Here is a 23,899-nt window from a genome sequence, read left to right as displayed (position 1 = left end):
CGCCTATCACCTAGAAGTACCGCGGGAACGGAGTCCAGTCCGCAGGGCGCTTTTGTAGGAACGCGTCGCGGCCCTCCACCGCCTCGTCGGTCATGTAGGCCAAGCGGGTGGCCTCACCGGCAAACAGCTGCTGGCCCACCAGGCCGTCGTCAAGCAGGTTGAACGCAAACTTCAGCATCCGTTGCGCCTGCGGCGATTTGGCGTTAATTGCCGCTGCCCACTGCAGCGCCACGGTCTCCAGCTCGGCGTGGTCTACGACCTCGTTCACCGCGCCCATGCCGTGCATCTGCTCGGCGGTATACGGCCGGCCCAGGAAGAAGATCTCGCGGGCGAACTTCTGGCCGACCTGGCGGGCCAGGTACGCGCTGCCGTAGCCGCCGTCGAAGCTGCCGACGTCGGCGTCGGTCTGCTTGAAGCGGGCGTGTTCGCGGCTGGCCAGGGTGAGGTCGCAGACCACGTGCAGGCTGTGCCCGCCGCCAGCGGCCCACCCATTGACCAGGCAGATCACCACCTTGGGCATGAACCGGATCAGCCGTTGCACCTCGAGGATGTGCAACCTGCCGGCGCGCGCCACGTCCACGGTGTCCGCGGTCTCGCCAGAGGCGTACTGATAGCCGCTGCGCCCGCGGATGCGTTGGTCACCGCCGGAGCAAAACGCCCAGCCGCCGTCTTTGGGCGACGGCCCGTTGCCGGTCAACAGCACCACGCCCACGTCGGAAGACATCCGGGCGTGATCAAGCGTGCGGTACAGCTCGTCGACGGTGTGCGGCCGAAACGCGTTACGCACCTCGGGACGGTTGAACGCCACCCGGACCGTGGCGTCGGTGACGTGGCGGTGATAGGTGATGTCGGTCAGGTTGTCGAAGCCGTCGACGAGCTGCCACACCGAAGCGTCAAAGGGGTTGTCAGTCAAGGTATCTGGACTCCGATCTACACCGATTCTTGAAACGGAAGACGGCGCAGCGGCCCGACGTCCCTGCGACGGTCAACACGGCCGGCCGGATATGCGGCCGGTCACCGTCGACGGACACCACGGCGGGCCAATGCGCTGCGTGTGTGACACGGCACCGACGCTACTCGGGGCGGTTTCCGGCGACGCGAAGGTCACTATCACCCGACGGCGCGACCGGTCCCTTCCCAGAACCGCGCCCGCACCGCCTTCTTGTCCGGCTTGCCCAGCCCGGTCAACGGCAGTGAGTCGACCACCACCACCCGTTTGGGCGATTGCACCGAGCCCTTGCGTTCCTTGACCGCGGCCTGGATCTCGACGGTCATCGCTTGGATCGCGGCGTCGTCGCGGGGGGCGTCGGCGCGCAGCACCACTACCGCGGTGACGGCCTCGCCCCATATCTCGTCCGGCGCCCCCACCACGCACACCTGCGCGACGGCCGGGTGCTCGGCGACCACGTCTTCGACCTCGCGGGGAAAGACATTGAAGCCGCCGGTGACGATCATGTCCTTGACCCGGTCGACGATGTAGTAGAAGCCATCTTCGTCTTCGCGGGCCATGTCGCCGGTGTGCAGCCAGCCGTCCCGAAAAGCGTCGGCAGTCGCCGCCGGCAGTTTCCAGTACCCCCCGGCCAACAGCGGCCCGCTGACACAGATTTCGCCCGGCTCACCTTGCGGCACCGGCTGGCCGTCCTCGCCCAGCAGCGCTACCCGCGCGAACAACGTGGGACGTCCGCACGAGGTCAGCCGCTTCTCGTCGTGGTCACCCTTGGCCAGGTAGGTGATCACCATCGGCGCCTCGGATTGGCCGTAGTACTGGGCGAAGATAGGGCCGAACCGAGCAATCGCCTCGGCCAGCCGTACCGGGTTGATTGCCGAAGCGCCGTAATAGACGGTCTGCAGCGACGACAGGTCTCGGGTGCGCGAGTCCGGGTGGTCCAGCAGCGCGTACAGCATCGACGGCACCAGCATGGTGGCCGTAATGCGTTGTTCCTCGATGACTTTGAGCACTTGCGCCGGGTCGAACTTGGCCAGCACGATCATTTCGCCGCCCTTGATCACCGTCGGCGTGAAAAATGCTGCGCCGGCGTGTGATAACGGCGTGCACATCAAGAACCGGGGGCTTTCCGGCCACTCCCATTCGGCGAGCTGGATCGACGTCATAGTGGAAATCGACTGTGCGGTACCCATTACGCCTTTGGGCTTTCCGGTGGTGCCCCCGGTATAGGTCAGCCCGACCACCTGATCCGGCGGTAGGTCGGCGGCCACCAGCGGCTGCGGCTCATACTTGGCCGCCGCGGCCGCCAGATCCACCCCCACGTGCTGCAAGGCCGCAGGCACCGGCCCGATGGTCAGGATTTGCTGCAGCGAGTCGACCCGCTCCAGCAAGCCCAGCGCGCGCTCGACGAACATCGGGTTGGGGTCGATGATCAGCGAGCTGATCTCGGCGTCGGACAGCACATAGGCGTGGTCCTCCAGCGACCCGAGCGGGTGCAGCGCGGTGCGCCGGTAACCACGGGTCTGCCCAGCGCCGATGATCATCAGCACTTCGGGCCGGTTGAGCGAGAGCAAACCGACGGCGGCACCAGTGCCGGCGCCCAGTGCCTCGAAGGCCTGGGTGTACTGGCTGATCCGGTCGGCCAGCTGACCGCCGGTCAGGGTTGTCGCGCCGAGGAACAACAGCGGCTTGTTCTTGTGGCGGTTGAGGGCGCCCACCAGTAGCTGGCCGTTATGCACCGGGTTGCGCAATTGATCGTCACTCATGTGGCAAGACTAGAACGTGTTGCAGTTTGACTCCGCCCCACCCTTAGCTGCCGCACCAATCACTAGGATTCCTCCCCATGGCCGCCGCAGATCTTGTCATTACCGGACCCCTGCTCGACCAATTCCAGCCCGCTGTCGGACCGGCGTCACGCGCAGCATGCGTGGACATGGTGATGGTGTCGGCCGATCTGCCGACAGTGCCGCCGGAAGAAATCGCCGCGCTGCAGGTGCGCGCGACCGTGCTGGCCGGCTGCCAGGTGTACCAGCAGTGACTGCGACGTTGCAGGACCTGCTGGACCGGCTGCACGTGGTGACGCTGTCGATGCGGGTGCGCTTCCGCGGCATCACCACCCGCGAAGTGGCGTTAATCGAAGGCCCGGCCGGTTGGGGCGAGTTCGGCCCTTTCGTCGAGTACCCGCCACCGGAGGCGTCGGCGTGGCTGGCGTCGGCCATCGAGGCGGCCTACCGCGAGTCGCCCGGGGCGCGACGTGACCGTGTCCCCATCAACGCCACGGTGCCAGCCGTGTCCGCCGCCCAGGTGCCCGAGCTGCTGGCCCGGTTTCCCGGCGCCAGGACCGCCAAGGTAAAGGTCGCCGAGCCGGGGCAGAGCCTGGCTGACGACCTCGCCCGGGTCAACGCGGTGCGCGCGCTGGTCCCGACAGTCCGGGTGGACGCCAATGGCGGCTGGACCGTCGCCCAGGCCGCCGCGGCGGCTGCTGCCTTGACGGCCGACGGTCCGCTGGAGTACCTGGAACAACCCTGCGCCACCGTCGCCGAACTCGCCGCATTGCGCCGGCGGATCGACGTGCCGATTGCGGCCGACGAAGCCATCCGCAAGGCCGACGACCCCCTAGTAGTGGTCCGTGCCGGCGCTGCCGATATCGCCGTGCTCAAAGTCGCTCCGCTAGGCGGAGTTTCGGCATTGTTGGACATCGCCGCGCAGATCGACATCCCGGTCGTGATCTCCAGCGCGCTGGACTCGGCCGTCGGCATTAGCCATGGCCTCACCGCTGCGGCGGCCCTACCGGAACTTCACTACGCCTGCGGATTGGGAACCGGCGGATTGTTCGTCGAAGACGTCGCGGAGCCGGCGGTGCCCGTCGACGGCACCTTGGCTGTTGGGCCGGTAACGCCCGACCCGGAAAGGCTGCAAGCACTGGCCGCGCGCGCGGACCGGCGGCAGTGGTGGATCGATCGGATCAGGGCCTGTTATCCGCTGCTGTACCGTCGATCGGGTGATCAACCTGGCTTACGACGACAAAGGGACCGGTGAGCCGGTCCTTTTTATCGCCGGTCGCGGCGGTGCCGGACGCACCTGGCATCCACATCAAGTCCCGGCCCTTGTGGCGGCCGGATATCGCTGCATCACCTTTGACAATCGCGGGATCGGGGCCACCGAAAACGCCGAGGGTTTCACTACCCAGACCATGGTCAACGACACCGCGTCGCTCATCGCATCCCTCGATATCGCGCCGGTGCGCATCGTCGGGGTGTCGATGGGCTCGTTCATTGCCCAGGAACTGATGGTGGTGCGGCCCGAGCTGGTCGGCTCGGCCGTGCTGATGGCCACCCGCGGCCGCTTGGACCGCGCCCGCCAGTTCTTTCTCAGCGCCGAGACCGAGCTGTACGACTCTGGCACCCAGTTGCCGCCCGCCTACGATGCACGGAATCGCCTGCTAGAGAATTTTTCCCGGAAGACACTCAACGACGACACGGCCGTCGCCGATTGGATTGCGATGTTTTCGATGTGGCCGATCAAGCAGACCCCTGGTCTGCGCTGCCAATCGGACTGCTCGCCGCAGACCAACCGGCTCTCCGCCTATCGCAACATCGCTGCGCCGGTGCTGGTGATCGGATTCGCCGACGACATCGTGACCCCGCCGCACCTGGGTCGAGAGGTGGCTGACGCCCTGCCGAACGGCCGCTACATCCAGATTCCCGATGCCGGCCATCTCGGCTTTTTTGAGCGGCCGGAGGCGGTCAATGCGGCGATGCTGAAGTTCTTCGCCGGTGTCGAGGTGTGAGCGCTGTCTGAGCGCCTGAGCGTCGGGTTGTGACACCCTGTACTGGTGAACCCGTCGACGACCCAGGCTCGTGTCGTCGTCGACGAGCTCATTCGCGGTGGGGTCCGTGATGTGGTGCTATGCCCGGGATCACGAAACGCACCGCTGGCATTCGCGCTGCATGACGCCGACCGGGCCGGCCGCGTCCGGTTGCACGTCCGCATCGACGAACGCACCGCCGGCTACCTGGCCATCGGGCTGGCGATCGGGGTAGGCGCGCCGGTGTGCGTCGCAATGACGTCGGGTACCGCGGTCGCCAACCTCGGCCCGGCTGTGGTGGAGGCCAACTACGCGCGGGTACCGCTGATCGTGCTTTCGGCCAACCGGCCCTACGAATTGCTGGGCACCGGCGCCAACCAGACCATGGAGCAGCTGGGCTACTTCGGCAGTCAAGTCCGCGCGACTATCAGTCTGGGCCTGGCTGAGGACGCGCCCGAACGGCTGCCTGCCCTGAACGCGACATGGCGATCGGCCACCTGCCGAGTATTGGCGGCCGCCAACGGTTCGCGCACCGCGAACGCGGGACCGGTGCATTTCGACATCCCGCTGCGTGAACCGCTGGTGCCCGACCCGCAACCGGACGGCGCCGTGGTCCCGCCGGGCCGGCCGGATGGCAAGTCGTGGACCTACATGCCGCCGGTCACCTTTGACCAGCCGCTGCAAGTCGACATATCGGCAGATACCGTCGTCATCTCCGGGCATGGAGCCGGCATGCACCCCAACCTCGCGGATCTGCCCACAGTCGCCGAGCCGACGGCCCCGTATGCGCCCAACCCGCTGCACCCGCTGGCCCTGCGGCTGCTGCGGCCCCAGCAGGTGATCATGCTGGGTCGCCCGACACTGCATCGCCCGGTATCAGCGCTGCTGGCCGACGCAGGAGTGCCGGTGTATGCGCTGACCACCGGACCGCGCTGGCCCGATGTCTCAGGCAACTCGCAGGCCACCGGCACCCGCGCGCTCGTCACCGGCACGCCCAACCCGAAGTGGCTGTATCGCTGTGCGGAGTTGAACCGCCACGCGGTCGCCGCGGTGCGCGCGCAACTTGCGGCGCATCCGCTGATCACGGGTCTGCACGTCGCGGCGGCGGTGGCAGACGCGCTGCGGCCTGGCGACCAGCTCGTGCTTGGAGCATCCAACCCGGTGCGCGACGCCGCCCTGGTCGGCCTGAACACCGAGGGCATCCAGGTACGGTCCAACCGCGGCGTCGCTGGTATCGACGGCACGGTGTCCACGGCCATCGGGGCGGCCCTGGCTTATGAGAAGGCCTATCAGGGACGCACTATCGCCCTGATCGGCGACCTGACCTTCGTCCACGACAGTTCCGGGTTGCTCATCGGCCCCACCGAACCGATACCGCGGCGGCTCACGATCGTGGTGTCGAACGACAACGGCGGCGGCATCTTTGAACTGCTCGAGCAGGGCGACCCGCGATTTTCCGACGTGTCGTCACGGATCTTCGGCACCCCGCATGACGTCGACGTGGGCGCGCTGTGCCGTGCGTACCACGTGGAAAGCCGGCAGATCGAGGCCGGCCAGTTGTCAGCTGCGCTGGGTGAACCCAACGCGGGCCCGCGCGTGCTCGAGGTCAAAGCCGATCGCTCGTCGCTGCGAGGATTGCATGCTGCGATTAAGGCCGCCTTGTGAGATCGCCGAAACTATTGCTGCGCATCATGATTCATGGCACTAGCGAAGCTATGACGGACACTCCGGTCAGGAGAGCGGTGCGCTGGGCGCGGATCGCTGTCCTGATCGCTACCACGCTCGTGACCCTGCAGTCGATGCTGCTGGTGGCCGGTGCCTGGCGCAACGACCTGGCCATCGATCACAACATGGGGGTTGCCCAGGCCGAGGTACTCAGCGCGGGACCGCGACGTTCGACCATCGAATTCGTCACCCCCGACCGGGTCACCTACCGGCCCGAGCTCGGGGTGCTCTATCCGTCCGAACTGGCCACCGGTATGCGGATCTACGTCGAATACAACAAGCGAGATCCCAACCTGGTCCGGGTGCAGCACCGTGACGCCGGGCTGGCCATCATTCCTGCCGGGTCGATCGCGGTAGTGGCCTGGCTGGCCGCGGTGGTCGCACTGGTCGCTCTGGCATTGCTGGACCGGCGGCTGAACAGGCAGGCCGGTTAGATTTCGCGCCGTGTATGCCACCAGGCAACCTTGCCGACAGTCGACGCTGAGACTGTGGTCGCGTGCGCGTTGCGATCGTTGCCGAATCGTTCCTCCCGAACGTCAACGGTGTCAGCAACTCGGTGCTGCACATCCTCGCGCAGCTGCGCCGGACCGGTCACGAAACCCTGGTGATCGCTCCGGATAACCCTCCCGGTAAGCCGCGCGCCGACCGGCTGCACGACGGCATTCGGGTGCACCGGGTGCCGGCGCGGATGTTCCCTAAGGTGACCACGCTGCCGCTGGGTGTGCCCACTCCGCGAATCCTTGGGGTGCTGCGCGGCTTCGGCCCCGACGTGGTGCATCTGGCGTCACCGGCCTTGCTGGGTTACGGCGGGCTGCGCGCGGCCCGCCGGCTCGGCGTGCCCACGGTTGCGGTGTATCAGACCGACGTGCCAGGTTTCGCGTCCAGTTACGGCATTCCGCTGACGTCTCGTGCCGCGTGGGCCTGGTTTCGCCATCTGCACAGCTTGGCCGACCGCACTCTGGCGCCATCCACCGCTACGATGGAAACCCTTGCCGTTCAACGATTTCCCCGGGTTTACCGGTGGGCACGGGGGGTCGACATCTACCGGTTCGCGCCGTCCCAGCGAGACGACAGGCTGCGGCGACGATGGTCACCGGACGGCAGGCCTATCGTCGGTTTTGTCGGCCGGCTGGCCCCGGAAAAGCATGTCGAGCGGCTCGTGGACCTGTCGACCGGGGGCGCGGTGCAACTGGTCGTCGTTGGCGCTGGAGTCGACCGGGCCAAGCTGCAAAGCCGCATGCCGACAGCGGTTTTCACCGGTGCGCTGTATGGCGCCGAGCTCGCGAGGGCATATGCCAGCATGGACGTCTTGGTGCATACCGGCGAGCACGAGACGTTTTGCCAAGTCGTGCAGGAAGCGCTGGCGTCGGGGCTGCCGGTAATTGCCCCCGACGCCGGCGGCCCACGCGATCTGGTCACTCCGCAACGTACCGGGCTGCTGCTTCCGGTCGCCGAATTCGAGGCCCGGTTGCCGGCCGCGGTCGCCCACCTGGTCCAGGAACGCCACCGCTACGCGCTGGCTGCGCGGCGCAGCGTACTTGGTCGGGGTTGGCCGGTGCTCTGCGACGAGCTGCTCGGCCACTACGAGCAGGTGCTGTTGCCGTCCGCGCGCGACCCGTGGCGGCGCCGGCGACACGCCTAAGGACTGCATCAGGTTTCGACGATCGGAGTCTTTTTGGTGTCGTTGAGAAACTTTGTCAGGAGTCGGTTGAACTCCCGAAGCTCGGCCGCCGACCACCCCGAGAGTGCCCGCGCCAAGTGATCTCTACGCACCTCGTGCAAGGCCGCGGCGGCGTGTTGGCCCTCCGCGGTCGCCTCGATCACCCAAATCCGCCCGTCATGTGGATCAGCGCATCGCGTGACCAGCCCGGCGTCAACCAGGGCCCGCACCCGGCGAGTCGCCATTCCGGCATCCATGTGCGCCAACCGGGCCAAGCGACTCTGCGGTAGCGGCCCCGCATCAATCAAGACGCGAAGCAGCACATAGGAGGGCTGCGACAACTCGGTATCGGCGGCCGAAGCCTGGCCGGCGAACGCCGAACGACTCACGCTGAGCCGCACGATTTGGGCGAGGGTGGCACTAATGGCGGCCACCGTATCCAGCTTGCGGGAGGCTGTCACGTTCGCTTCGTCCCCATGGTCTTGAGGCTTTCGACGCACTGCCGGATCGGCCGATCGTCGTCATCACCCAACGGGGGCAGCACCACCCCGTCCGCGACACTGGCGTACTTGGTGTGCAGGAGCTGCGGCAGCTCATCGTAGCGACCGCAAGTCAGAAGTTCATCCAGAGCGACATCGTTGAGCACCGTGGGCAATTCGTCCCAGCGCCGCTGGTGCGTCAGGGTACGCAGCCGGCCGGCCAATTCGGTCCAGCCGCGCCGCTGCAGCGCCGGCGCATACGCTGGCGTGGACAACAAGAAGGCCAGCATGCGGCGTTGGCGCTCGCGTTCCCGGGCGACCGCCGCGTCGGTGCTGCCGGTTGCTATCGCGGTCGACGCGATAAGTAATGGCTGCCTGTCGCGTCCGCGGGCGCCACCCTCAAGTGCCGGGCGTACCACTGCACGCAGATAGTCCGGGTCGGAGTTGGTGGAATGGGTTACCACGCCGTGCGCGGTTGCACCGGCCAGCTCGCACATGCCAGCGTTGACCGCGCCCAACCAGATATGTGGCGCTGCAATGTCCTTCGGTCCCGGATTGAAATACGGCTGCAGACGGGTAACCCGGTAGCAATCGCCTTCGTAATGCACACTTTCCCCAGTCCGGAACGCCTCGAACAGGGCCGTCAAGACAGCGACATACTCGGCCATCCGGGCGCGCGGCTCAGTCCAGGGCATGCCGAAGCGGTCCTGGATGTTCTGCCTGATCTGCGTTCCCAGCCCCAGTTCAAATCGCCCGCCGGACAGCACCGCCAAATCCCAGGCAGCATAAGCCACCAGCGTCGGGCTGCGCACGAACGCCAACGTCACCGCGGTACGCACCGTGATGCGTGTGGTGTGCTCCACGGCCAGCAACGCCGTCGCCATCGAATCGTGGATTGTCTCCGCGACATGCACGCCGTCGAATCCCAGCCGTTCCACCCGGCGCGCGTATCCAGGGACCTCGGCCAAGGGCAGCTCCGGAGCCATCGCAGCGAAGACTTTCATGTGCGCGAGAATAACCGCATTTATTTGACATAGTCAAATAAATCTGGTGGTGTGGCACCGATACCTGGGCTTCCATCTGTCCAATCTGTGGGGCCGAATCCCTCGACTAGCCAACCACATCTGTAGTCGCTACCGGTTTTGAGCCGGTCGCCTCAGCGGTTTCCTGGCTTTGCGCTGGACCTCTTCCATACCGGCGCCCGAACTACCGAAAGCCGCTGTCGTAAAGGTGCCGTCGCGGGCGTGCGCCAACCTGCACCGTCGCTGCGGAGGGAACGGCGCCAGCAGATCAGAGTCCGGCAGGAACACGTCCAGCGCCGATACCGGCAGTACCGCAGGGTAGCGTCTCAGGCGTGAGTCGCGCGGCGCTAGACAAGGACCCCCGGGACGTCGCGTCGATGTTCGACGGGGTCGCCCGTCGCTACGACCTGACCAACACTGTGCTGTCGCTGGGCCAGGACCGGTACTGGCGGCGGGCCACCCGGTCGGCGTTGCGGATCGGTCCCGGCGACAACGTGCTGGATCTGGCCGCGGGTACGGCCGTCTCCACGGTGGAGCTCGCAAAGTCTGGCGCGTGGTGCGTGGCCGCCGACTTTTCCGTCGGGATGCTTGCGGCCGGCAGCGCCCGCAAGGTGCCCAAGGTCGCCGCTGACGCCACCCGCCTGCCGTTCGCCGACGCGGTATTCGACGCGGTCACCATCAGCTTCGGGCTGCGCAACGTCGCCGACTTTCCCATCGCGCTGCGCGAGATGGCGCGCGTCACCCGCCCCGGTGGCCGGTTGGTGGTGTGCGAATTCTCTACGCCCACAAGCGCATTGTTCGCCACTGTCTACAAGGAATACCTGATGCAGGCGTTGCCGCGAGTGGCGCGAGCGGTGTCCAGCAACCCCGAGGCCTACGTGTACCTTGCCGAGTCGATCCGGGCCTGGCCGGACCAGGCGGCGCTGGCGCAGCAGATTTCGCGGGCCGGGTGGTCAGGGGTGCGGTGGCGCAACCTGAGCGGCGGAATCGTGGCCTTGCATGCCGGGCATAAGCCGCGCAACCTGATTAGCTAGTGCCGACCCGCTGCAGCACCCCGATCTGCTCGGGGCAGTAGTGGTCGATCGCGGCACCCAGGAACTGCAACGCCTGCCCTTGAGTGGTGCCGCGCGGCAGGTTGCGCTGCAAGAAGGCGGCCGACTTGTAGGCATCGCCGTCGACGCCCCTCTCCAGCCGCTCGCAGCTGATCTTGCCCAGCCACGCGAGCTGGTCCTGCGGGCCGTAAACGCCGAAGCGGTTGACGGTTTGCTTGAAGGTGTAGTCGTAGTCGTCGGCCCGTGCGGGCGCAGCCAGTCCGATGGCGAGCGCGGCCACCGAGGTAATGAGAGCCAGCCCCGTTGCCTTCATTAGCCGGACTATACTCCTCGTCGCCGGTGGCGGGTGGGCTCAGCTGAACGGTGGCCGGCGATCGATCAGCCGCGACGCCCGACCCGAGCCATGCCACACTCGCGCCACCCAATCGTCGTCTTCCTCGGTAACCAGATTGGCCATCACCCGCACCGCGATCGTCATCAAAGCGCTGGAGCGGATCACGACGGGCCCGATCGCGGGCAGGAACCGTTGGAACGTCAGCAATAACGCCAGCCGGCGCGCCACTGAGAATCCCCGAGCGTAGTGGTTACGCAGCAACGAAGGCCACAGCCGCGACAGGTCACCCGAGCCCAGTACCTCGGCGGCCAGGCGACCCGTCTCCAGCCCGTAATCGATGCCTTCGCCGTTGAGCGGGTTGACGCAGGCCGCGGCATCACCGATCAGCATCCAATTTGGTCCGGCTACCCCGGACACCGCGCCGCCCATCGGCAGCAACGCCGAAGCCACGGCCCGGGGCTCGCCGGTGAAGCCCCACTCGTCGCGGCGCAGATCGGTGTAATACGACATCAGCGGCCGCAGCGCCAACTGGGCGGGCCGCTTCGTGGTGGAGAGTGCTCCGACGCCGATGTTCACTTCGCCGTTGCCCAGCGGGAAAATCCAGCCGTAGCCCGGCTGCACCGCGCCGTCGGGGGAGCGCAGTTCCAGATGCGACGTCAGCCACGGCTCATTCGCGCGCGCCGAGCCCAAGTATCCCCGAGCAGCGATGCCATACACCGTCTCCTGATGCCAGCGCCGGCCCAGCTTGCGGCTCAGCGACGACCGGGCCCCGTCGGCGACGATCAACTGCCGGCAGGGCACCTCGGCACGGTCAGCCAAGGTTACCGATACCACGCGTCTCGACGAGTCATGGTGTACGCCAATGGCTTTGATGCCAAGCAACATGCGCGCTCCGCGATCCTCGGCGACCTTGCGGATGCGTTCGTCCAGTTCGGTGCGGGCCACCGCAGTGCTGTAGCGCGGAAACGACGGGCCGGGCCAGGCGACTTCCAGCTCGCCGCCGAATCCGCTCAGACGCAGGCCGCGATGGCGGATGTGGCCGGCCAGCCACTCGCCGAGCCCCAGCCGTTCCAGTTCGCCGATCGCACGCGGGGTCAGGCCGTCGCCGCAGGCCTTGTCGCGGGGGAAGCTGGCGGAATCGATGACGAGCACATCCAGGCCGGCGCGGGCAGCCCAGGCGGCCGCCGCCGACCCGGCCGGTCCGGCGCCCACCACTACCAGGTCAGCACTGGTCTTCACGCCCACCAGTATGTTGGTCGAATGAGAACTCCGGCGACGGTGGTGGCAGGCGTCGATTTGGGTGACGCCCAATTCGCCACAGCTGTGCGTGACGGTGTTGCCCGGATCGAGCAGCTCATGGATACCGAGTTGCGCGGCGCCGACGAGGTGATGACCGACTCCCTACTGCACCTGTTCAAGGCTGGCGGCAAGCGCTTCCGACCGCTGTTTACCGTGCTGTCCGCCCAGGTCGGGCCCAACCCGGACACCGAGGACGTGGTCGTTGCCGGCGCGGTGGTCGAACTGATCCACCTGGCGACGCTGTACCACGACGATGTGATGGACGAGGCGAAGGTCCGCCGCGGTGCCCCCAGCGCCAACGCCCGCTGGGGCAACAACGTCGCCATACTGGCCGGCGACTACCTGCTGGCGACGGCCTCGCGTCTGGTATCGCGGCTGGGGCCGGAGGCGGTGCGCATCGTCGCCGACACCTTCGCTCAGCTGGTTACCGGGCAGATGCGCGAGACCCGCGGTGCCTCCGAGGGGGTGAACCTGATCGAGCAGTACTTGAAGGTTGTCGATGAGAAGACCGGGTGTCTGATCGGAGCCGCGGGGCGGTTCGGTGGCATGTTCTCCGGCGCAGCCGGGGAGCAGGTGGAGCGGCTGAGCCGGCTCGGCGGCATCGTGGGCACCGCGTTCCAGATCGCCGACGACATCATCGACATCGACAGCGCGTCGGAGGAGTCCGGCAAGCTACCTGGCACCGATCTGCGTGAAGGGGTGCGCACCTTGCCGATGCTCTACGCGCTGCAGGAGCGCGGACCCGATGGCGCGCGGCTGCGTACCTTGCTCGCCGGACCCATCCACGATGACGACGCGGTGCTCGAGGCGCTGTTGCTGTTGCGGGCGTCGTCGGGGATGGCCAAAGCAAAGCAAGTGCTGGGGCAATACGCGGCTGCGGCGCGTCATGAGCTGGATCTGCTGCCTGATGTGCCGGGCCGCCAGGCCCTGGCCGCACTGGTCGAATACACCGTCAGCCGGCACGGCTAGCGGCCGCTGCGGAACCCGTGGGCGGTTTCGGGCGTTGACTCAGCAGTAATCGCCCAACCCGAGGTGTTCGTAGGAGGACACACACTGATGACCTGGCATCCGCATGCCAACCGGCTGAAGACATTTTTGCTGTTGGTCGGTATGTCCGCCCTGATCGTGCTGGTCGGCGCGCTGTTCGGCCGGACGGCGTTGATCCTGGCCACGCTGTTTGCCGTTGGGATGAATGTCTATGTCTACTTCAACAGCGACAAGCTGGCCCTGCGGGCGATGCACGCGCAGCCGGTTTCGGAGCTGCAGGCGCCGGCGATGTATCGGATCGTGCGCGAGTTGGCCACCAGTGCCCACCAGCCGATGCCGCGGCTGTACATCAGCGACACCGCTGCGCCCAATGCCTTCGCCACCGGCCGCAATCCCCGCAACGCCGCCGTGTGCTGCACGACGGGCATCCTGCAGATCCTCAACGAGCGTGAATTGCGCGCCGTGCTGGGACACGAGCTATCCCACGTTTACAACCGCGACATCCTGATCTCCTGTATTGCGGGCGCGCTGGCGTCGGTGATCACCGCCCTGGCCAACATGGCCATGTGGATGGGGATGTTTGGCGGCAATCGGGAAAACAGCAACCCTTTTGCGCTGCTGCTCGTGTCGCTGCTGGGCCCGATCGCCGCGACGGTAGTGCGGCTGGCGGTGTCGCGATCGCGTGAATACCAGGCCGACGAATCGGGCGCGGTGTTGACCGGCGACCCGCTGGCGTTGGCGTCGGCCTTGCGCAAGATCTCCGGCGGCGTGCAAATGGCACCGCTACCACCGGAGCCGCAGCTGGCTAGCCAGGCTCACCTGATGATCGCCAACCCGTTTCGTGCGGGGGAGCGGATCGGGTCGTTGTTCGCGACGCACCCGCCGATCGAAGACCGCATCCGCCGCTTGGAAGCCATGGCGCGCGGCTAGCCATTGCGGCTGGCGAAGCACGCTCAGAAGCTGGCGGATCGCCAATCAGGCGGCAGCTTCCGACGATTCCCCTTCGATGAGGTGTTCTCTGCGCGCCGAATGGCCCCTCTTGAGGGCGCCCCGTACGTGTACTTTGCCGCCGGTGTCGTGGTGCTGACGCTGCCAGTCGGTAATCGCTTGGTGCGCAGCGTGATCGAGGTAGTTGACCGCGATCAGCAAAGTCACCGTAGTGCGTTCGGGGATCGAAGCCAGCACCTGCGTAAGCCGGGGCAGCGCCAAGAAGGTGCATGTCCCCTCCACTACCACCCGCCATTCGTCGTCGATCGGGTGCGCGTCAATCCTGGCCTGTATCACCCGCCATCCGGTCACGGCGATGGCCAAAACGAGTCCGATCATCACCCCATGGAGGAGATTGAGGAATACGACGGCGACGATTGTCACCAGGTAGATAGCGAAATCGCCAGTTTTAACCGCGGTTTCGATGTGGGCCGGCTGCAGTAGCTGAATGCCGATGACGATGAGCAGACCGGCGAGCGCGGCACTGGGAATCAGTTCGATGAGCCCGGCGAACGGAAGCGCAAATAGCATTACCCAGAACCCGTGCAAGATGGTCGAAGCGCGAGTCTTGGCGCCTGCCTTGATATTTGCGGAGGTGCGGACGATGACGCCAGCGATGGGAAGACCCCCGATTGCTCCCGACACCATGTTCGAGGCACCCTGTCCGATCAGCTCTCGGTCCAACTCGGAACGAGGACCACTGTGCATCTTGTCCGTCGCGACCGCCGTCAGCAGACTTTGGACACTGGTGATCAGTGTGACTGTGATGACGCCGATCGCGACGGCGCCCCAGTTTCCGTGCGGAATTGCAGGAAGCTGCAATGCATCGGGCAGTGAACCCTCGAGCGCGATCCGCGACACGTGAAACGGAAATACCACTGATGCAACGGTGACCACCACGACGGCCACCAAGGGACCGGGAACGGCAGCCAACTTGGCGGGTGCCCAGCGCCAGGCCACCATGATGGCGATCACCAGCAGACCCAGGATCACTCCAGGCTTGTGCGCCCCGAGAACTTGGGCTGGTAGCGCGGTCACGTTCGCCCAGGCTGAGCTATGGGACTCGCCACCGAGCAACACGTGTGTTTGTTGAAGGGCGATAGTGATTCCGATGCCGGCCAGCATCGCATGCACGACCACCGGCGAGATCGCAAGGGCGGCCCGTGCAACCCGACAGAACCCCAACAGTACTTGCGTGGCGCCTGCGATCACGGTGATGAAACAAGTTAATCCCCAGCCGAACTCGGAGATAAGATCGGCTACTACAACAGTCAGCCCGGCTGCGGGCCCACTAACCTGCAGCGGTGATCCGCCGATAGCTCCGCCGACGATGCCGCCGACGATCGCGGCAATCAGACCTGCGAGTACCGGTGCATCGGATGCGATGGCGATGCCCAAAGACAAGGGCAGCGCAACCAGGAAAACAACAAGCGAAGACGGCAGGTCGTGGCGGATGACTGATTGAACTCGATTTTTTCGTGACCGAGGATCGGTGGTTTGGTCAGGTTCGACCTGATCGCCGCGGTCAAGCTCCGGCGCGCCGCGCTGGTGTGCATGTTGCATCGGTCGCTTCCTCGTTTCCGTGGGGGAAGTTCCGATATTCTCGCCCCCTAGCACGCAACATAGCCGTAAATGTTTGGTGCACAGTCGGTTACGATTCCCAAACGCCAATGTCCGAGGCTGTAACGCCCTGGCTAGCTACGGAGTCTGACGGTATTTGCGGGCCGTGTACTGGTCAACCGGACGCGCTCGCTGCATAGCGAACGCAAATTTTTATGCGACGGTGAGCGAGCAGCCAGACCGTCGCTAGGCAACCGTTTGGGGTCCTTCGGGTTCGATGAGGTCGTCCATCGCCCGGCGAGCACGGTGGCCGGTATGGACTCCGCCGTGGATGTGAGCCACCCCACCAGTCGTCTGATGCCGTCGCTGCCAATCGGCGATCGCCTGATGCGCGGCGTGATCGAGGTAGATAACCGACATGGTGACGTTGACCGTTTTGCCCGCGGGAATGGACGCCAGCACCTGGGTCAGCCGAGGCAGGGAGAGGAAGGTGGCTGCCCCTTCGACGACCACGCGCCATTCGTCACCGGCGGGCTGAGCGTGGATCCGGAACCACATCACCCGCCAGGCGGTCAGCGCGATGGCCAGCACCAGTCCGATCAGCACGCCCTGCATAAGATTGAGGAACACGACACCGACGACGGTCACCAGATAGACGGCTAGGTCCCCGTTTCGCATGGCGGTTTCGATATGGGCGGGCTGCAGCAGCCTGATCCCGACGAAAACAAGCAGGCCGGCAAGAGCGGCGGTAGGGATCTGTTGGATCAACCCGGCGAAGAACAGCGTGAAGACCAGGATCCAGACGCTGTGCATGATCGTCGAAGCACGGCTTCTGGCTCCGGCCTGAACATTGGCGGAGCTGCGGACGATGGCGGCAGCGATGGGAAGTCCGCCGATCATCCCGGAGGTGATGTTCGCAACACCCTGTCCGGCCAACTCGCGGTTGAAGTTGGTGGGCGCCCCGTGGTGCATTCTGTCGATTGACACCGATGCCAGCAGGCTCTCGACGGTCGCAATAAAGGCAACGGTGAGGACGCTGACCGCGAAGGCGCCCCACTTGCCGTCGGGAAGGCCCGGCAGCGCGAACGCGTCGAGCGGCGAACCGGTGAGCGTTATCCGGGCCAAGTCGAACGGGAAGACCACCGAGATGGTGGTGGCTATCACAATGGCGACCAGTGGACCTGGAATGGGAGCCAGTTTGGCCGGTGCCCAGCGCCAGGCGATCATGATGGCGATCACCAACACGCCCAGGAACATTCCGGGCTTGTGCGCGCCAAGAATTTGTGCCGGCAGCTCAACGACGTTTTCCCACGATGTGCTGTGCGACGCCCCGCCCAGCAGGACGTGCGTTTGTTGAAGGGCGATCGTGATTCCGATGCCGGCAAGCATCGCGTGCACGACGACCGGGGAGATCGCCAGCACCGCTCGCGCAATCCGGCTGAGCCCCAAAATGAGTTGCAGGACACCCGCGGCCACGGTGATCAAACACGTCACCCGCCAACCGAACTGGGCGACGAGACCGGCGGTAACGACCATCAACCCATTCGCGGGACCACTCACCGACAACGGCGACCCACCTATGAATCCGAGGATGAGTCCTCCGACGACTGCCGAAATCAGGCCCGAAAGCACCGGTGCGTCCGAAGCGATCGCGATGCCCACCGAGAGCGGAAGTGCGATCAAAAAAACCACAATCGAGGCAGGCAGGTCGTGGCGGATGACTGATCGCACTCGCTCACTTCGCGACACTGGCGGCCCCTGGTCACTGGCGTCGCTGCCGTGTCGTTCGATGGGCTGCATCAATATTCCTCGTCAGTTATAGCGGGGGACGGTCCATTTATCCGCCCCGTAACACCTTGGTACCTACTCGTAAATTGTTGGCGCACCAATAAATACAATCGGCTTGAGAGTTATCGACCGGCGGTTGCTGCTGCCTCGACAGTAAGCGGGCGGCGAAACAGGGGTCAAGCTGACATGCAGCGCACATACCGAACGCAGATTTCCGGTTCGATAGGCGCTGACCATGCAGTACGCCAGGCTAGCACTAGAATCCTGACCCGTGCACCTCGTGTCCGGGCACCTCGGCGATTAGGCCGTGGTAAGCCTGCTCGACACTTGATCCGTGGTTGATCACCGCGTCGACCTCGCGGGCGATCGGCATGTTCAGGCCGAACTCGTTGGCGAACTCCATGACGACGCTGGCGGCCTTGACGCCCTCGGCGACCTGGTTCATCGAGGCGATGATCTCGTCGATGGGCTTGCCGGCGCCCAGTTGTTCGCCGACGTGTCGGTTGCGGCTGCGCTGGCTGGTGCAGGTGACGATCAGATCGCCGAGCCCGGCCAGGCCGGGGAACGTTTCGGTCTGCCCGCCGACTGCTACGCCCAGCTTGGTCATCTCGCGCAGCGAGCGGGCGATCACCATGGCGCGGGTGTTCTCGCCGATGCCTAGCGAGTAGCCCATCCCGGCGGCGATGGCGAAGACGTTCTTGAGTGCGCCCGCCATCTCGACCCCGACGACGTCGTCGGTGGTGTAGACACGAAACCGCCGAGTGCGGAATAACGCAGCCAGCCGGGTTGCCAGATGCTGATCGGGCATGGCCAGCACCGCGGCGGCCGCGTAGCCCTCGGCGACCTCCCGGGCGATGTTCGGGCCGGCCAGGATACCGGCCGGATGACCCGGCAGGATCTCTTCGATGATTTGCGACATCCGCATGTTGGTGCCCTGCTCGAGCCCTTTGACCAGCGACACCACCGGCACCCAGGGCCGCAGCTTCTTGCTCAGCTCGGTAAGCACGCCGCGGAAGCCATGGGAGGGGACGCCCATGACCACGACGTCGGCGCAGTTGGCGGCCTCGGAGAAATCGGTGGTGGCGCGCAGGGTCTCGCTGAGCACGACGTCATTGCCGAGGTAGCGGCTATTGCGGTGATTGTCGTTGATGTCCTTTTCGGTGGCCGCAGAGCGCACCCATTGCAACGTCGGTCCGCGCCGCGCACAAATAGACGCCACCGTGGTTCCCCAGGAACCGCCACCGAGGACAACGACTTTGGGTTCGCGCATAGCAGCTGCCATGGCGCTCAGCCTATTGCGGCAGCCAAACATTTGGATAGCGGTTGAGGAACTGCCGGCAAACGACCTCTCAGTAGGGGACTTCGTCCCCTACCCGCTGAGGTGGTGAGGCCGGATCGTGAAGTTTGCTGCCCCATTCGAGGAGGAATGAGGAATGATGTCGCGACGAGTCGACCGCGTGTTCGCTTTGCTGTCTGCGGCGGCTTTGTCGTGGGTGGGGTCGGCGGCCATCGCATCTGCTGATGGCGGTCGTCCGCAGGCCAACCCCGAGGAAAAAGCGGCGGCCATGATACGGCCGGCTGTTGTGCAGCTCGGAGCCCAAGCTTACGGCCAGGTCAGGCTTCCCAGCGGCCAGATGCTGTCGCTGTTTGGCGAAGGTTCGAATATCCCATTCATCGCAACATGGAGCTGCACCGGCTTTGTAGTCAATCCCGATGGCTGGGTGGCGACTGCGGGTCACTGCGTTGATCCCGAGACCGCCAAGCAGCTGATCCTCAAACGCGCCGTCAGCGAATACCTCACTCAATTCCCGGACTCGCCCGCCGGCCAGATTCCCGCTGCAGTGCTGGACTGGTTGGTAAAGAACGCGCGAGTCGAGGGCCAGACCCCCGACCGGGGGCCCGAAGTGAGCCTCGTGCTGACGTATGGCACCGGGACCAAGGTCGCCAACAAAATGCCCGCCAGCGTGGTGGATTTTCGGCCGCTGGGCAAAGGTGATGTCGCTGTACTCAAGGTGGACAAGCACAATCTGCCCTCCTCCGAGCTAGGTACCGACGCCAACGTCAGCATCGGTACGCCGGTTCTTGCGGTCGGCTTCCCGGAAACCACGCAACGGGTCACCGGTCCGTCCCTAGATCCGACGAACAAGAGCGGCAAGGTGAGCAAGAAGTCGGCCGTGGAATCCAGTCCGGTGTACGAGATCGATGCCGCGGTCACCGATGGGATGAGCGGCGGCCCGACTGTCGACCTCAACGGCAAGGTGATCGGCGTGAACAGCTTTGGCCCGGTAGGCGAACCCCGGGCGTTCAACTTCATCTCGCCCGCAGATAGTCTCGCCGCGATACTGGCGGCCAAGGCCGTCAAGCCGACGCTCGGACCCGCCGATCTGTACTACCGCAAAGGGCTCAGCCATTACTATTCCGGCCAGTACACCGAGGCGATCAAGGATTTTGACGAGGCCTTGGCGCTGTCACCCGACTATCCCGGGTTGCTCGAGCTGAAGACGAGCGCGGCCAATCTGCGGCAGCAGTACGGTGATGCGTCGGAGTTTGTTCGCTCAAAACTGTTGTGGTACCTCGTAAGCGGTGTGTTGTTGGTGCTCATCGTCGGCGGCTGGGTGATCCTCATGGTGGTGAGAAACCGTCGGCAACGTCTTGCCGCCGCCCAAACCGCTGAGTCCGATGTCGCCGAGCCCCTACCAGAAGAGGGCTTGGATGCCGAATCCGGCGCCGTCCGATCTCTCAGCGTGGTTCCGGTGCCGCAGCCGGATGAACCGCATTACTGCGCCAACTGCGGCGCAGCGCATCAACCGGACGAAAAGTTCTGCCCGCACTGCGGCAAGAAAATTTCCCTGGGGGAATCCGCGTAATCCGGTTCAGCCCGCCCTCAAACCGGCTTTAGCCGGCTATGGCCGCCCGGTCGGCGGCGCGGCCGAACACCATCGCCTCTGCGATGCGGTCGAAGCGGTAGTCAATGGCGTCGGCAAAGTAGTTCTGCCGCACATTCCACGGCCGTTTGGTGCCGGATTTGGGCAACGCGTGCAGGGCCCGTCGCACATAGCCGGCTTGAATATCCCACGAGGGCTTCTCGGGCATCGGCAAGTCGCCCAGGTGCGGGTAGGCATGGGTGTAGCCGTGAGCGGCCATATGCGCCAACAACTTCGCCGTCGCCCGCGCGGTGATGTCGGCGCGCAATGTCCAGGACGCATTCGTGTAGCCCACGCACCAGAACAGGTTGGGCACGTCTTCTAGCATGTGCGCCTTGTAGACGAAGCGGTCACGGGGGTTGATCTCGACGCCGTCCAGACTGATCGTGACACCGCCTAACGCCTGCAGCTGTAGGCCGGTGGCAGTGACGATGATGTCGGCGTCGAGGTGGCGGCCGGACTTTAGCGCAATGCCGGTGGCGTCGACATGGTCGATGTGGTCGGTGACCACGTCGGCGCGGCCGTCCCCGATGGCGGCGTAGAGGTCGGCGTCGGGGATTAGGCACAGCCGCTGGTCCCACGGGTCGTAGTGCGGCTTGAAGTGGGTGTCGACGTCGTAGCCGGCGGGCAGGTTCTTGATCGCCGTGCGCCGCAGCAGCCACTTCATGAGTCCCGGCAGCTTGCGGGACAGAAACCAGAGCACGGCCTCAGTCAATGCGTTGTACATCCGGATGGTCAGATGAGCAGCGCTGCGGGGCAACACTTTACGGGCGAGCGTGGCGACCCTGCTGTACTTGGACGCCGAGATCAGGTAGGTCGGCGAGCGCTGCAGCATGGTGACCTTGCCGGCGCGTTCTGCCATCGACGGGATCAGGGTAACCGCAGTGGCCCCGCTGCCGATCACCACCACCTTCTTGCCGGCGTAGTCCAGGTCCTCCGGCCAGTGCTGGGGATGCACGACGGTGCCGCCGAACTGTTCGATGCCGGGAAGGTCGGGGGTGTAGCCCTCGTCGTAGTCGTAGTAGCCGCTGCCGAAGAACACGAAGCGGCTGCGGCACTGCTTCGCGACGCCGTCCTGCTCGAAGGTGACGGTCCAGGTGTCGGTGGCCGAATCCCAGTCCGCCGCCCGGACGTAGCTGTTGAACTGGATGTGGCGGTCGATGCCGCGTTTGTGGGCGGTGGCGGTCAGGTACTCGCGGATGTGCTCGCCGTCGGCGACGCCTTCCTCGCGGGTCCACGGCTCGTAGGGGAAGCTCAGCGTGAAGATGCTGCTGTCGGAGCGCACGCCCGGGTAGCGGAACAGGTCCCAGGTGCCGCCGATCCGTTCGCGTCGTTCCAGGATGGTGAAGGCCAGCCCGGGGTTACGTTGCTTTATGCGGTAGGCCGCCCCCAGGCCGGAGATGCCGGCGCCGACGATGACGACGTCGAAGTAAGGGCTCACGGTCATGCCAAACCTCGCTTGATTCTGGATGCCTTGACTAGCCCCATCATCGTCGAGCGTGACGGCACTGCGAGAAACCGACCCAGGATTCGCAGTAACGTTACGCTCGCCTCCAAGGGACGTTACCGGTAGTTGACGAACTGCAGGGCAACGTCGAGGTCGGCGTTCTTCAGCATCGCGATGACGGCCTGCAGGTCGTCGCGTTTCTTGCTGGTCACCCGGATTTCGTCGCCTTGAATCTGGGTCTTGACAGTCTTGGGCCCCTCGTCGCGGATCAGCTTGGTGATCTTCTTGGCGTGCTCGCTGCTGATGCCCTGCTTGATGGCGCCAGTCACCTTGTAGGTCTTCCCGGAGGCCTGCGGCTCGCCGGCCTCGAACGCCTTCATCGAGATGTCGCGCCGAATCAGCTTTTCTTTGAAAACGTCGACGGCGGCCTTGACGCGCTCTTCGGTGGAAGAGGTGAGCTCGACGGCCTCCTCGCCCTTCCAGGTGATCTTGGTGTCGGTGCCCCGGAAGTCGAATCGTGTGGCCAGCTCCTTGGCGGCTTGGTTGAGCGCGTTGTCGACTTCTTGCCGGTCGACCTTGCTGACGATGTCGAACGATGAGTCCGCCATTGGGCCCGTCCCTTCTTTGATAGCCGTTTGTGCTTTGTCTACCCGGTCGTTGTAACCTGCTAGGCGGCAGGTTGCCCGAGCGGCCAATGGGAGCGGACTGTAAATCCGTCGCGAAAGCTTCACAGGTTCGAATCCTGTACCTGCCACCACGGGTTTTAGCAGGTCAGGCCCGGGTTTTGGTCGGGCCATCCTGCTATCTTGTTACGAGGTGCGATCCGGAGCAGCTATCAAGACTTCGGATCGGTTTGCCAGTTCGCCGGGCCTACCAACGGCTGTGCGGTGGCAGCTCTGAGAGCAGCAAGCCGTTACGGTCACTGCACCGACCCAGGCCACGACGACGGCGCATGCGGGCGGGGACTGCAGGGACCGCAAGACTCACGTATTCCGCGCTGCTTGGTCGCGAGTGCGGTATGTCGGCCAGTGCCGACGGGATATGGGCAGCGTGTGTCGGATTGCAATACGCCGATATGGATTCGTTTTATCGCGATGCACAGTCATTGCATTCAGGGTGCCAGCGCCACGCCGGAGACCGCCCAGCGCATCCTGCCTCTGCAAATGTCGTGGCGTCATGACAGCATGGTGCTCATCGTCAATCGCAACGCAGGTACGTAACGTAGCGCCCAGCGCGGGAGTGATACGAAGCTGTTCGCGCGATTTCACTCCGTTTCATGCCAGAAAGTCCGATACTGCCTGTCGCTCAACCATCTTCGTGCACTCCTACCATCAGATTGTCCGCGTCTAAGCTTCGGTGTTGGTGTGCGCCAACGTGGTTCGGCGGTGTGCGTTGAGGTGACGAATTCGAGTAGCTATACCGCACCGACCGCTGCGCAGAAAGCGATTTTTTTCGCCAAGAGTCGTGCCAAGCCATTGTTCCCCGATGACGCGAGCGAGTTTCTCACGGTCGGGGGTTGACCCCGCCCGGTTATGAAGGTGCGCCGATACCGCAGGGCGGTCGCTATCACGGCACTACACCACGCACCGGCAATCTGACTACGCCGCAGCCGAAACGCCGACCAAACCGGGCTAAACTGCTCGTGTGCTGACCCCCAGCGTTTGATCGGGGGTTGCTGATCGGCATACCGACAAAGAAACCGGTTCGAACGGGCTTGACTTCGCGCGGCAGCGCAGTATCGGCGAGCGTACCGAAGTCCAGCCGACTCTGTGTGCCCTTGAGGCTGACCGGGTGCACCAGGGCCGACGTCACGCGGTAACGAGCCCGGCATCTCGTGCGAGGCCACCAGTTTAGCCCGGCACCTATTCGGCCTCAAAGCCC

The 23,899-nt window shown here is 65.1% G+C and carries 21 protein-coding genes and 1 tRNA gene; 11 read left to right on the top strand and 11 right to left on the bottom strand.

The window, feature by feature from the left end; all coding sequences use genetic code 11:
- Positions 1 to 10 precede the first annotated feature (10 nt).
- On the bottom strand, positions 11 to 913 hold the full coding sequence (locus tag F0Q45_RS00800) for a 1,4-dihydroxy-2-naphthoyl-CoA synthase (RefSeq protein WP_149652091.1): 903 nt from the start codon (positions 911 to 913) through the stop codon (positions 11 to 13).
- Positions 914 to 1,110: 197 nt separating this feature from the next.
- Positions 1,111 to 2,712, bottom strand: a complete 1,602-nt coding sequence (fadD8, locus tag F0Q45_RS00795) for a fatty-acid--CoA ligase FadD8 (protein WP_149652090.1) — start codon at positions 2,710 to 2,712, stop codon at positions 1,111 to 1,113.
- A 77-nt stretch (positions 2,713 to 2,789) separates the two neighbouring features.
- Here fadD8 and F0Q45_RS30060 point away from each other — a divergent pair, with 77 nt between their 5' ends.
- The 6 genes from F0Q45_RS30060 (at position 2,790) to F0Q45_RS00770 (ending at position 8,121) form a co-directional block, all read left to right on the top strand.
- Positions 2,790 to 2,984, top strand: coding sequence for a hypothetical protein (locus tag F0Q45_RS30060; protein ID WP_373424894.1), 195 nt, complete (start codon positions 2,790 to 2,792; stop codon positions 2,982 to 2,984).
- Positions 2,981 to 3,985 carry an o-succinylbenzoate synthase gene (locus F0Q45_RS00790; protein WP_262490815.1) on the top strand — a complete coding sequence of 335 codons (1,005 nt, stop codon included), beginning with the start codon at positions 2,981 to 2,983 and terminating at the stop codon, positions 3,983 to 3,985. The genes F0Q45_RS30060 and F0Q45_RS00790 overlap by 4 nt, the downstream gene beginning before the upstream one ends.
- Positions 3,948 to 4,736, top strand: coding sequence for an alpha/beta fold hydrolase (locus tag F0Q45_RS00785; protein ID WP_149652088.1), 789 nt, complete (start codon positions 3,948 to 3,950; stop codon positions 4,734 to 4,736). The genes F0Q45_RS00790 and F0Q45_RS00785 overlap by 38 nt, the downstream gene beginning before the upstream one ends.
- A gap of 45 nt (positions 4,737 to 4,781) precedes the next feature.
- Entirely contained in the window at positions 4,782 to 6,419 is a 1,638-nt protein-coding gene (gene menD / locus F0Q45_RS00780) for a 2-succinyl-5-enolpyruvyl-6-hydroxy-3-cyclohexene-1-carboxylic-acid synthase (protein ID WP_149652087.1), read from the top strand.
- Positions 6,416 to 6,913, top strand: a complete 498-nt coding sequence (locus tag F0Q45_RS00775; protein WP_149652086.1) for a DUF3592 domain-containing protein — start codon at positions 6,416 to 6,418, stop codon at positions 6,911 to 6,913. Before menD ends, F0Q45_RS00775 begins: the two co-directional genes overlap by 4 nt.
- 62 nt (positions 6,914 to 6,975) lie before the next feature.
- Entirely contained in the window at positions 6,976 to 8,121 is a 1,146-nt protein-coding gene (locus tag F0Q45_RS00770) for a glycosyltransferase family 4 protein (protein WP_149652085.1), read from the top strand.
- Positions 8,122 to 8,129: 8 nt separating this feature from the next.
- Here the strand turns inward: F0Q45_RS00770 and F0Q45_RS00765 are convergent, their stop codons facing one another.
- Together F0Q45_RS00765 and F0Q45_RS00760 are read right to left on the bottom strand one after the other, a co-directional pair.
- Positions 8,130 to 8,573 (bottom strand): MarR family winged helix-turn-helix transcriptional regulator, encoded by a 444-nt coding sequence (locus F0Q45_RS00765; RefSeq protein WP_262490814.1) that lies wholly within the window; start codon positions 8,571 to 8,573, stop codon positions 8,130 to 8,132.
- A gap of 23 nt (positions 8,574 to 8,596) precedes the next feature.
- Complete coding sequence (locus tag F0Q45_RS00760) at positions 8,597 to 9,622, bottom strand: TIGR03617 family F420-dependent LLM class oxidoreductase (RefSeq protein ID WP_149652083.1); 1,026 nt, start codon at positions 9,620 to 9,622, stop codon at positions 8,597 to 8,599.
- Positions 9,623 to 9,972: 350 nt separating this feature from the next.
- Between F0Q45_RS00760 and F0Q45_RS00750 the strand changes: the two genes are divergently transcribed.
- On the top strand, positions 9,973 to 10,674 hold the full coding sequence (locus tag F0Q45_RS00750) for a demethylmenaquinone methyltransferase (RefSeq protein ID WP_149652082.1): 702 nt from the start codon (positions 9,973 to 9,975) through the stop codon (positions 10,672 to 10,674).
- Here the strand turns inward: F0Q45_RS00750 and F0Q45_RS00745 are convergent.
- Positions 10,667 to 11,005, bottom strand: coding sequence for a DUF732 domain-containing protein (locus tag F0Q45_RS00745; RefSeq protein ID WP_149652081.1), 339 nt, complete (start codon positions 11,003 to 11,005; stop codon positions 10,667 to 10,669). The two genes, F0Q45_RS00750 and F0Q45_RS00745, sit on opposite strands and share 8 nt — an antisense overlap.
- 39 nt (positions 11,006 to 11,044) lie before the next feature.
- The gene (menJ, locus tag F0Q45_RS00740; protein WP_149652080.1) at positions 11,045 to 12,271 is read right to left on the bottom strand and encodes a menaquinone reductase; all 1,227 of its coding nucleotides are present in this window, start codon (positions 12,269 to 12,271) and stop codon (positions 11,045 to 11,047) included.
- Positions 12,272 to 12,286: 15 nt separating this feature from the next.
- On the opposite strand from menJ, the gene grcC1 reads away from it, so the two are divergent.
- Entirely contained in the window at positions 12,287 to 13,294 is a 1,008-nt protein-coding gene (gene grcC1, locus F0Q45_RS00735; RefSeq protein ID WP_149652079.1) for a nonaprenyl/(2E,6E)-farnesyl/geranylgeranyl diphosphat synthase, read from the top strand.
- Positions 13,295 to 13,381: 87 nt separating this feature from the next.
- Positions 13,382 to 14,242: a zinc metalloprotease HtpX gene (gene htpX, locus F0Q45_RS00730; protein ID WP_149652078.1), complete on the top strand. Its 861-nt coding sequence runs from the start codon at positions 13,382 to 13,384 to the stop codon at positions 14,240 to 14,242.
- A gap of 45 nt (positions 14,243 to 14,287) precedes the next feature.
- Here the strand turns inward: htpX and F0Q45_RS00725 are convergent, their stop codons facing one another.
- From F0Q45_RS00725 to F0Q45_RS00715, 3 genes are all read right to left on the bottom strand, one after another.
- Positions 14,288 to 15,862 (bottom strand): SulP family inorganic anion transporter, encoded by a 1,575-nt coding sequence (locus tag F0Q45_RS00725; RefSeq protein WP_149652077.1) that lies wholly within the window; start codon positions 15,860 to 15,862, stop codon positions 14,288 to 14,290.
- A 243-nt stretch (positions 15,863 to 16,105) separates the two neighbouring features.
- Positions 16,106 to 17,659 carry a SulP family inorganic anion transporter gene (locus F0Q45_RS00720; protein WP_149652076.1) on the bottom strand — a complete coding sequence of 518 codons (1,554 nt, stop codon included), beginning with the start codon at positions 17,657 to 17,659 and terminating at the stop codon, positions 16,106 to 16,108.
- Positions 17,660 to 17,903: 244 nt separating this feature from the next.
- Complete coding sequence (locus F0Q45_RS00715; protein WP_149652075.1) at positions 17,904 to 18,929, bottom strand: NAD(P)H-dependent glycerol-3-phosphate dehydrogenase; 1,026 nt, start codon at positions 18,927 to 18,929, stop codon at positions 17,904 to 17,906.
- A 211-nt stretch (positions 18,930 to 19,140) separates the two neighbouring features.
- Between F0Q45_RS00715 and F0Q45_RS00710 the strand changes: the two genes are divergently transcribed.
- Positions 19,141 to 20,514 (top strand): trypsin-like peptidase domain-containing protein, encoded by a 1,374-nt coding sequence (locus F0Q45_RS00710; RefSeq protein WP_262490813.1) that lies wholly within the window; start codon positions 19,141 to 19,143, stop codon positions 20,512 to 20,514.
- Between the two features lie 28 nt (positions 20,515 to 20,542).
- Here F0Q45_RS00710 and F0Q45_RS00705 read toward each other — a convergent pair whose 3' ends face one another.
- Together F0Q45_RS00705 and F0Q45_RS00700 are read right to left on the bottom strand one after the other, a co-directional pair.
- Entirely contained in the window at positions 20,543 to 22,018 is a 1,476-nt protein-coding gene (locus tag F0Q45_RS00705; RefSeq protein WP_149652073.1) for a flavin-containing monooxygenase, read from the bottom strand.
- Between the two features lie 116 nt (positions 22,019 to 22,134).
- A complete protein-coding gene (locus tag F0Q45_RS00700) occupies positions 22,135 to 22,626 on the bottom strand; it encodes a YajQ family cyclic di-GMP-binding protein (protein ID WP_149652072.1) in 492 nt (163 codons plus the stop codon).
- A 65-nt stretch (positions 22,627 to 22,691) separates the two neighbouring features.
- Between F0Q45_RS00700 and F0Q45_RS00695 the strand changes: the two genes are divergently transcribed.
- Positions 22,692 to 22,775, top strand: a tRNA-Tyr gene (locus F0Q45_RS00695).
- Positions 22,776 to 23,899 lie beyond the last annotated feature (1,124 nt).

Source organism: Mycobacterium simiae (assembly GCF_008370645.1).
Taxonomy (GTDB): Bacteria; Actinomycetota; Actinomycetes; order Mycobacteriales; family Mycobacteriaceae; genus Mycobacterium; species Mycobacterium simiae_A.
The sequence above is the reverse complement of the archived record's forward strand: the minus strand, read 5'-3'. Positions and strand labels throughout refer to the sequence as shown.

Bases quoted from the DNA above. Each gene is read 5' to 3' on its own strand.
- F0Q45_RS00705 (WP_149652073.1), bottom strand. From the start codon at position 22,018: ATGACCGTGAGCCCTTACTTCGACGTCGTCATCGTCGGCGCCGGCATC.
- F0Q45_RS00725 (WP_149652077.1), bottom strand. From the start codon at position 15,862: ATGCAACATGCACACCAGCGCGGCGCGCCGGAGCTTGACCGCGGCGAT.
- F0Q45_RS00720 (WP_149652076.1), bottom strand. From the start codon at position 17,659: ATGCAGCCCATCGAACGACACGGCAGCGACGCCAGTGACCAGGGGCCG.
- F0Q45_RS00715 (WP_149652075.1), bottom strand. From the start codon at position 18,929: ATGGCAGCTGCTATGCGCGAACCCAAAGTCGTTGTCCTCGGTGGCGGT.
- F0Q45_RS30060 (WP_373424894.1), top strand. From the start codon at position 2,790: ATGGCCGCCGCAGATCTTGTCATTACCGGACCCCTGCTCGACCAATTC.
- F0Q45_RS00760 (WP_149652083.1), bottom strand. From the start codon at position 9,622: ATGAAAGTCTTCGCTGCGATGGCTCCGGAGCTGCCCTTGGCCGAGGTC.
- F0Q45_RS00745 (WP_149652081.1), bottom strand. From the start codon at position 11,005: ATGAAGGCAACGGGGCTGGCTCTCATTACCTCGGTGGCCGCGCTCGCC.
- htpX (WP_149652078.1), top strand. From the start codon at position 13,382: ATGACCTGGCATCCGCATGCCAACCGGCTGAAGACATTTTTGCTGTTG.
- F0Q45_RS00700 (WP_149652072.1), bottom strand. From the start codon at position 22,626: ATGGCGGACTCATCGTTCGACATCGTCAGCAAGGTCGACCGGCAAGAA.
- fadD8 (WP_149652090.1), bottom strand. From the start codon at position 2,712: ATGAGTGACGATCAATTGCGCAACCCGGTGCATAACGGCCAGCTACTG.
- grcC1 (WP_149652079.1), top strand. From the start codon at position 12,287: ATGAGAACTCCGGCGACGGTGGTGGCAGGCGTCGATTTGGGTGACGCC.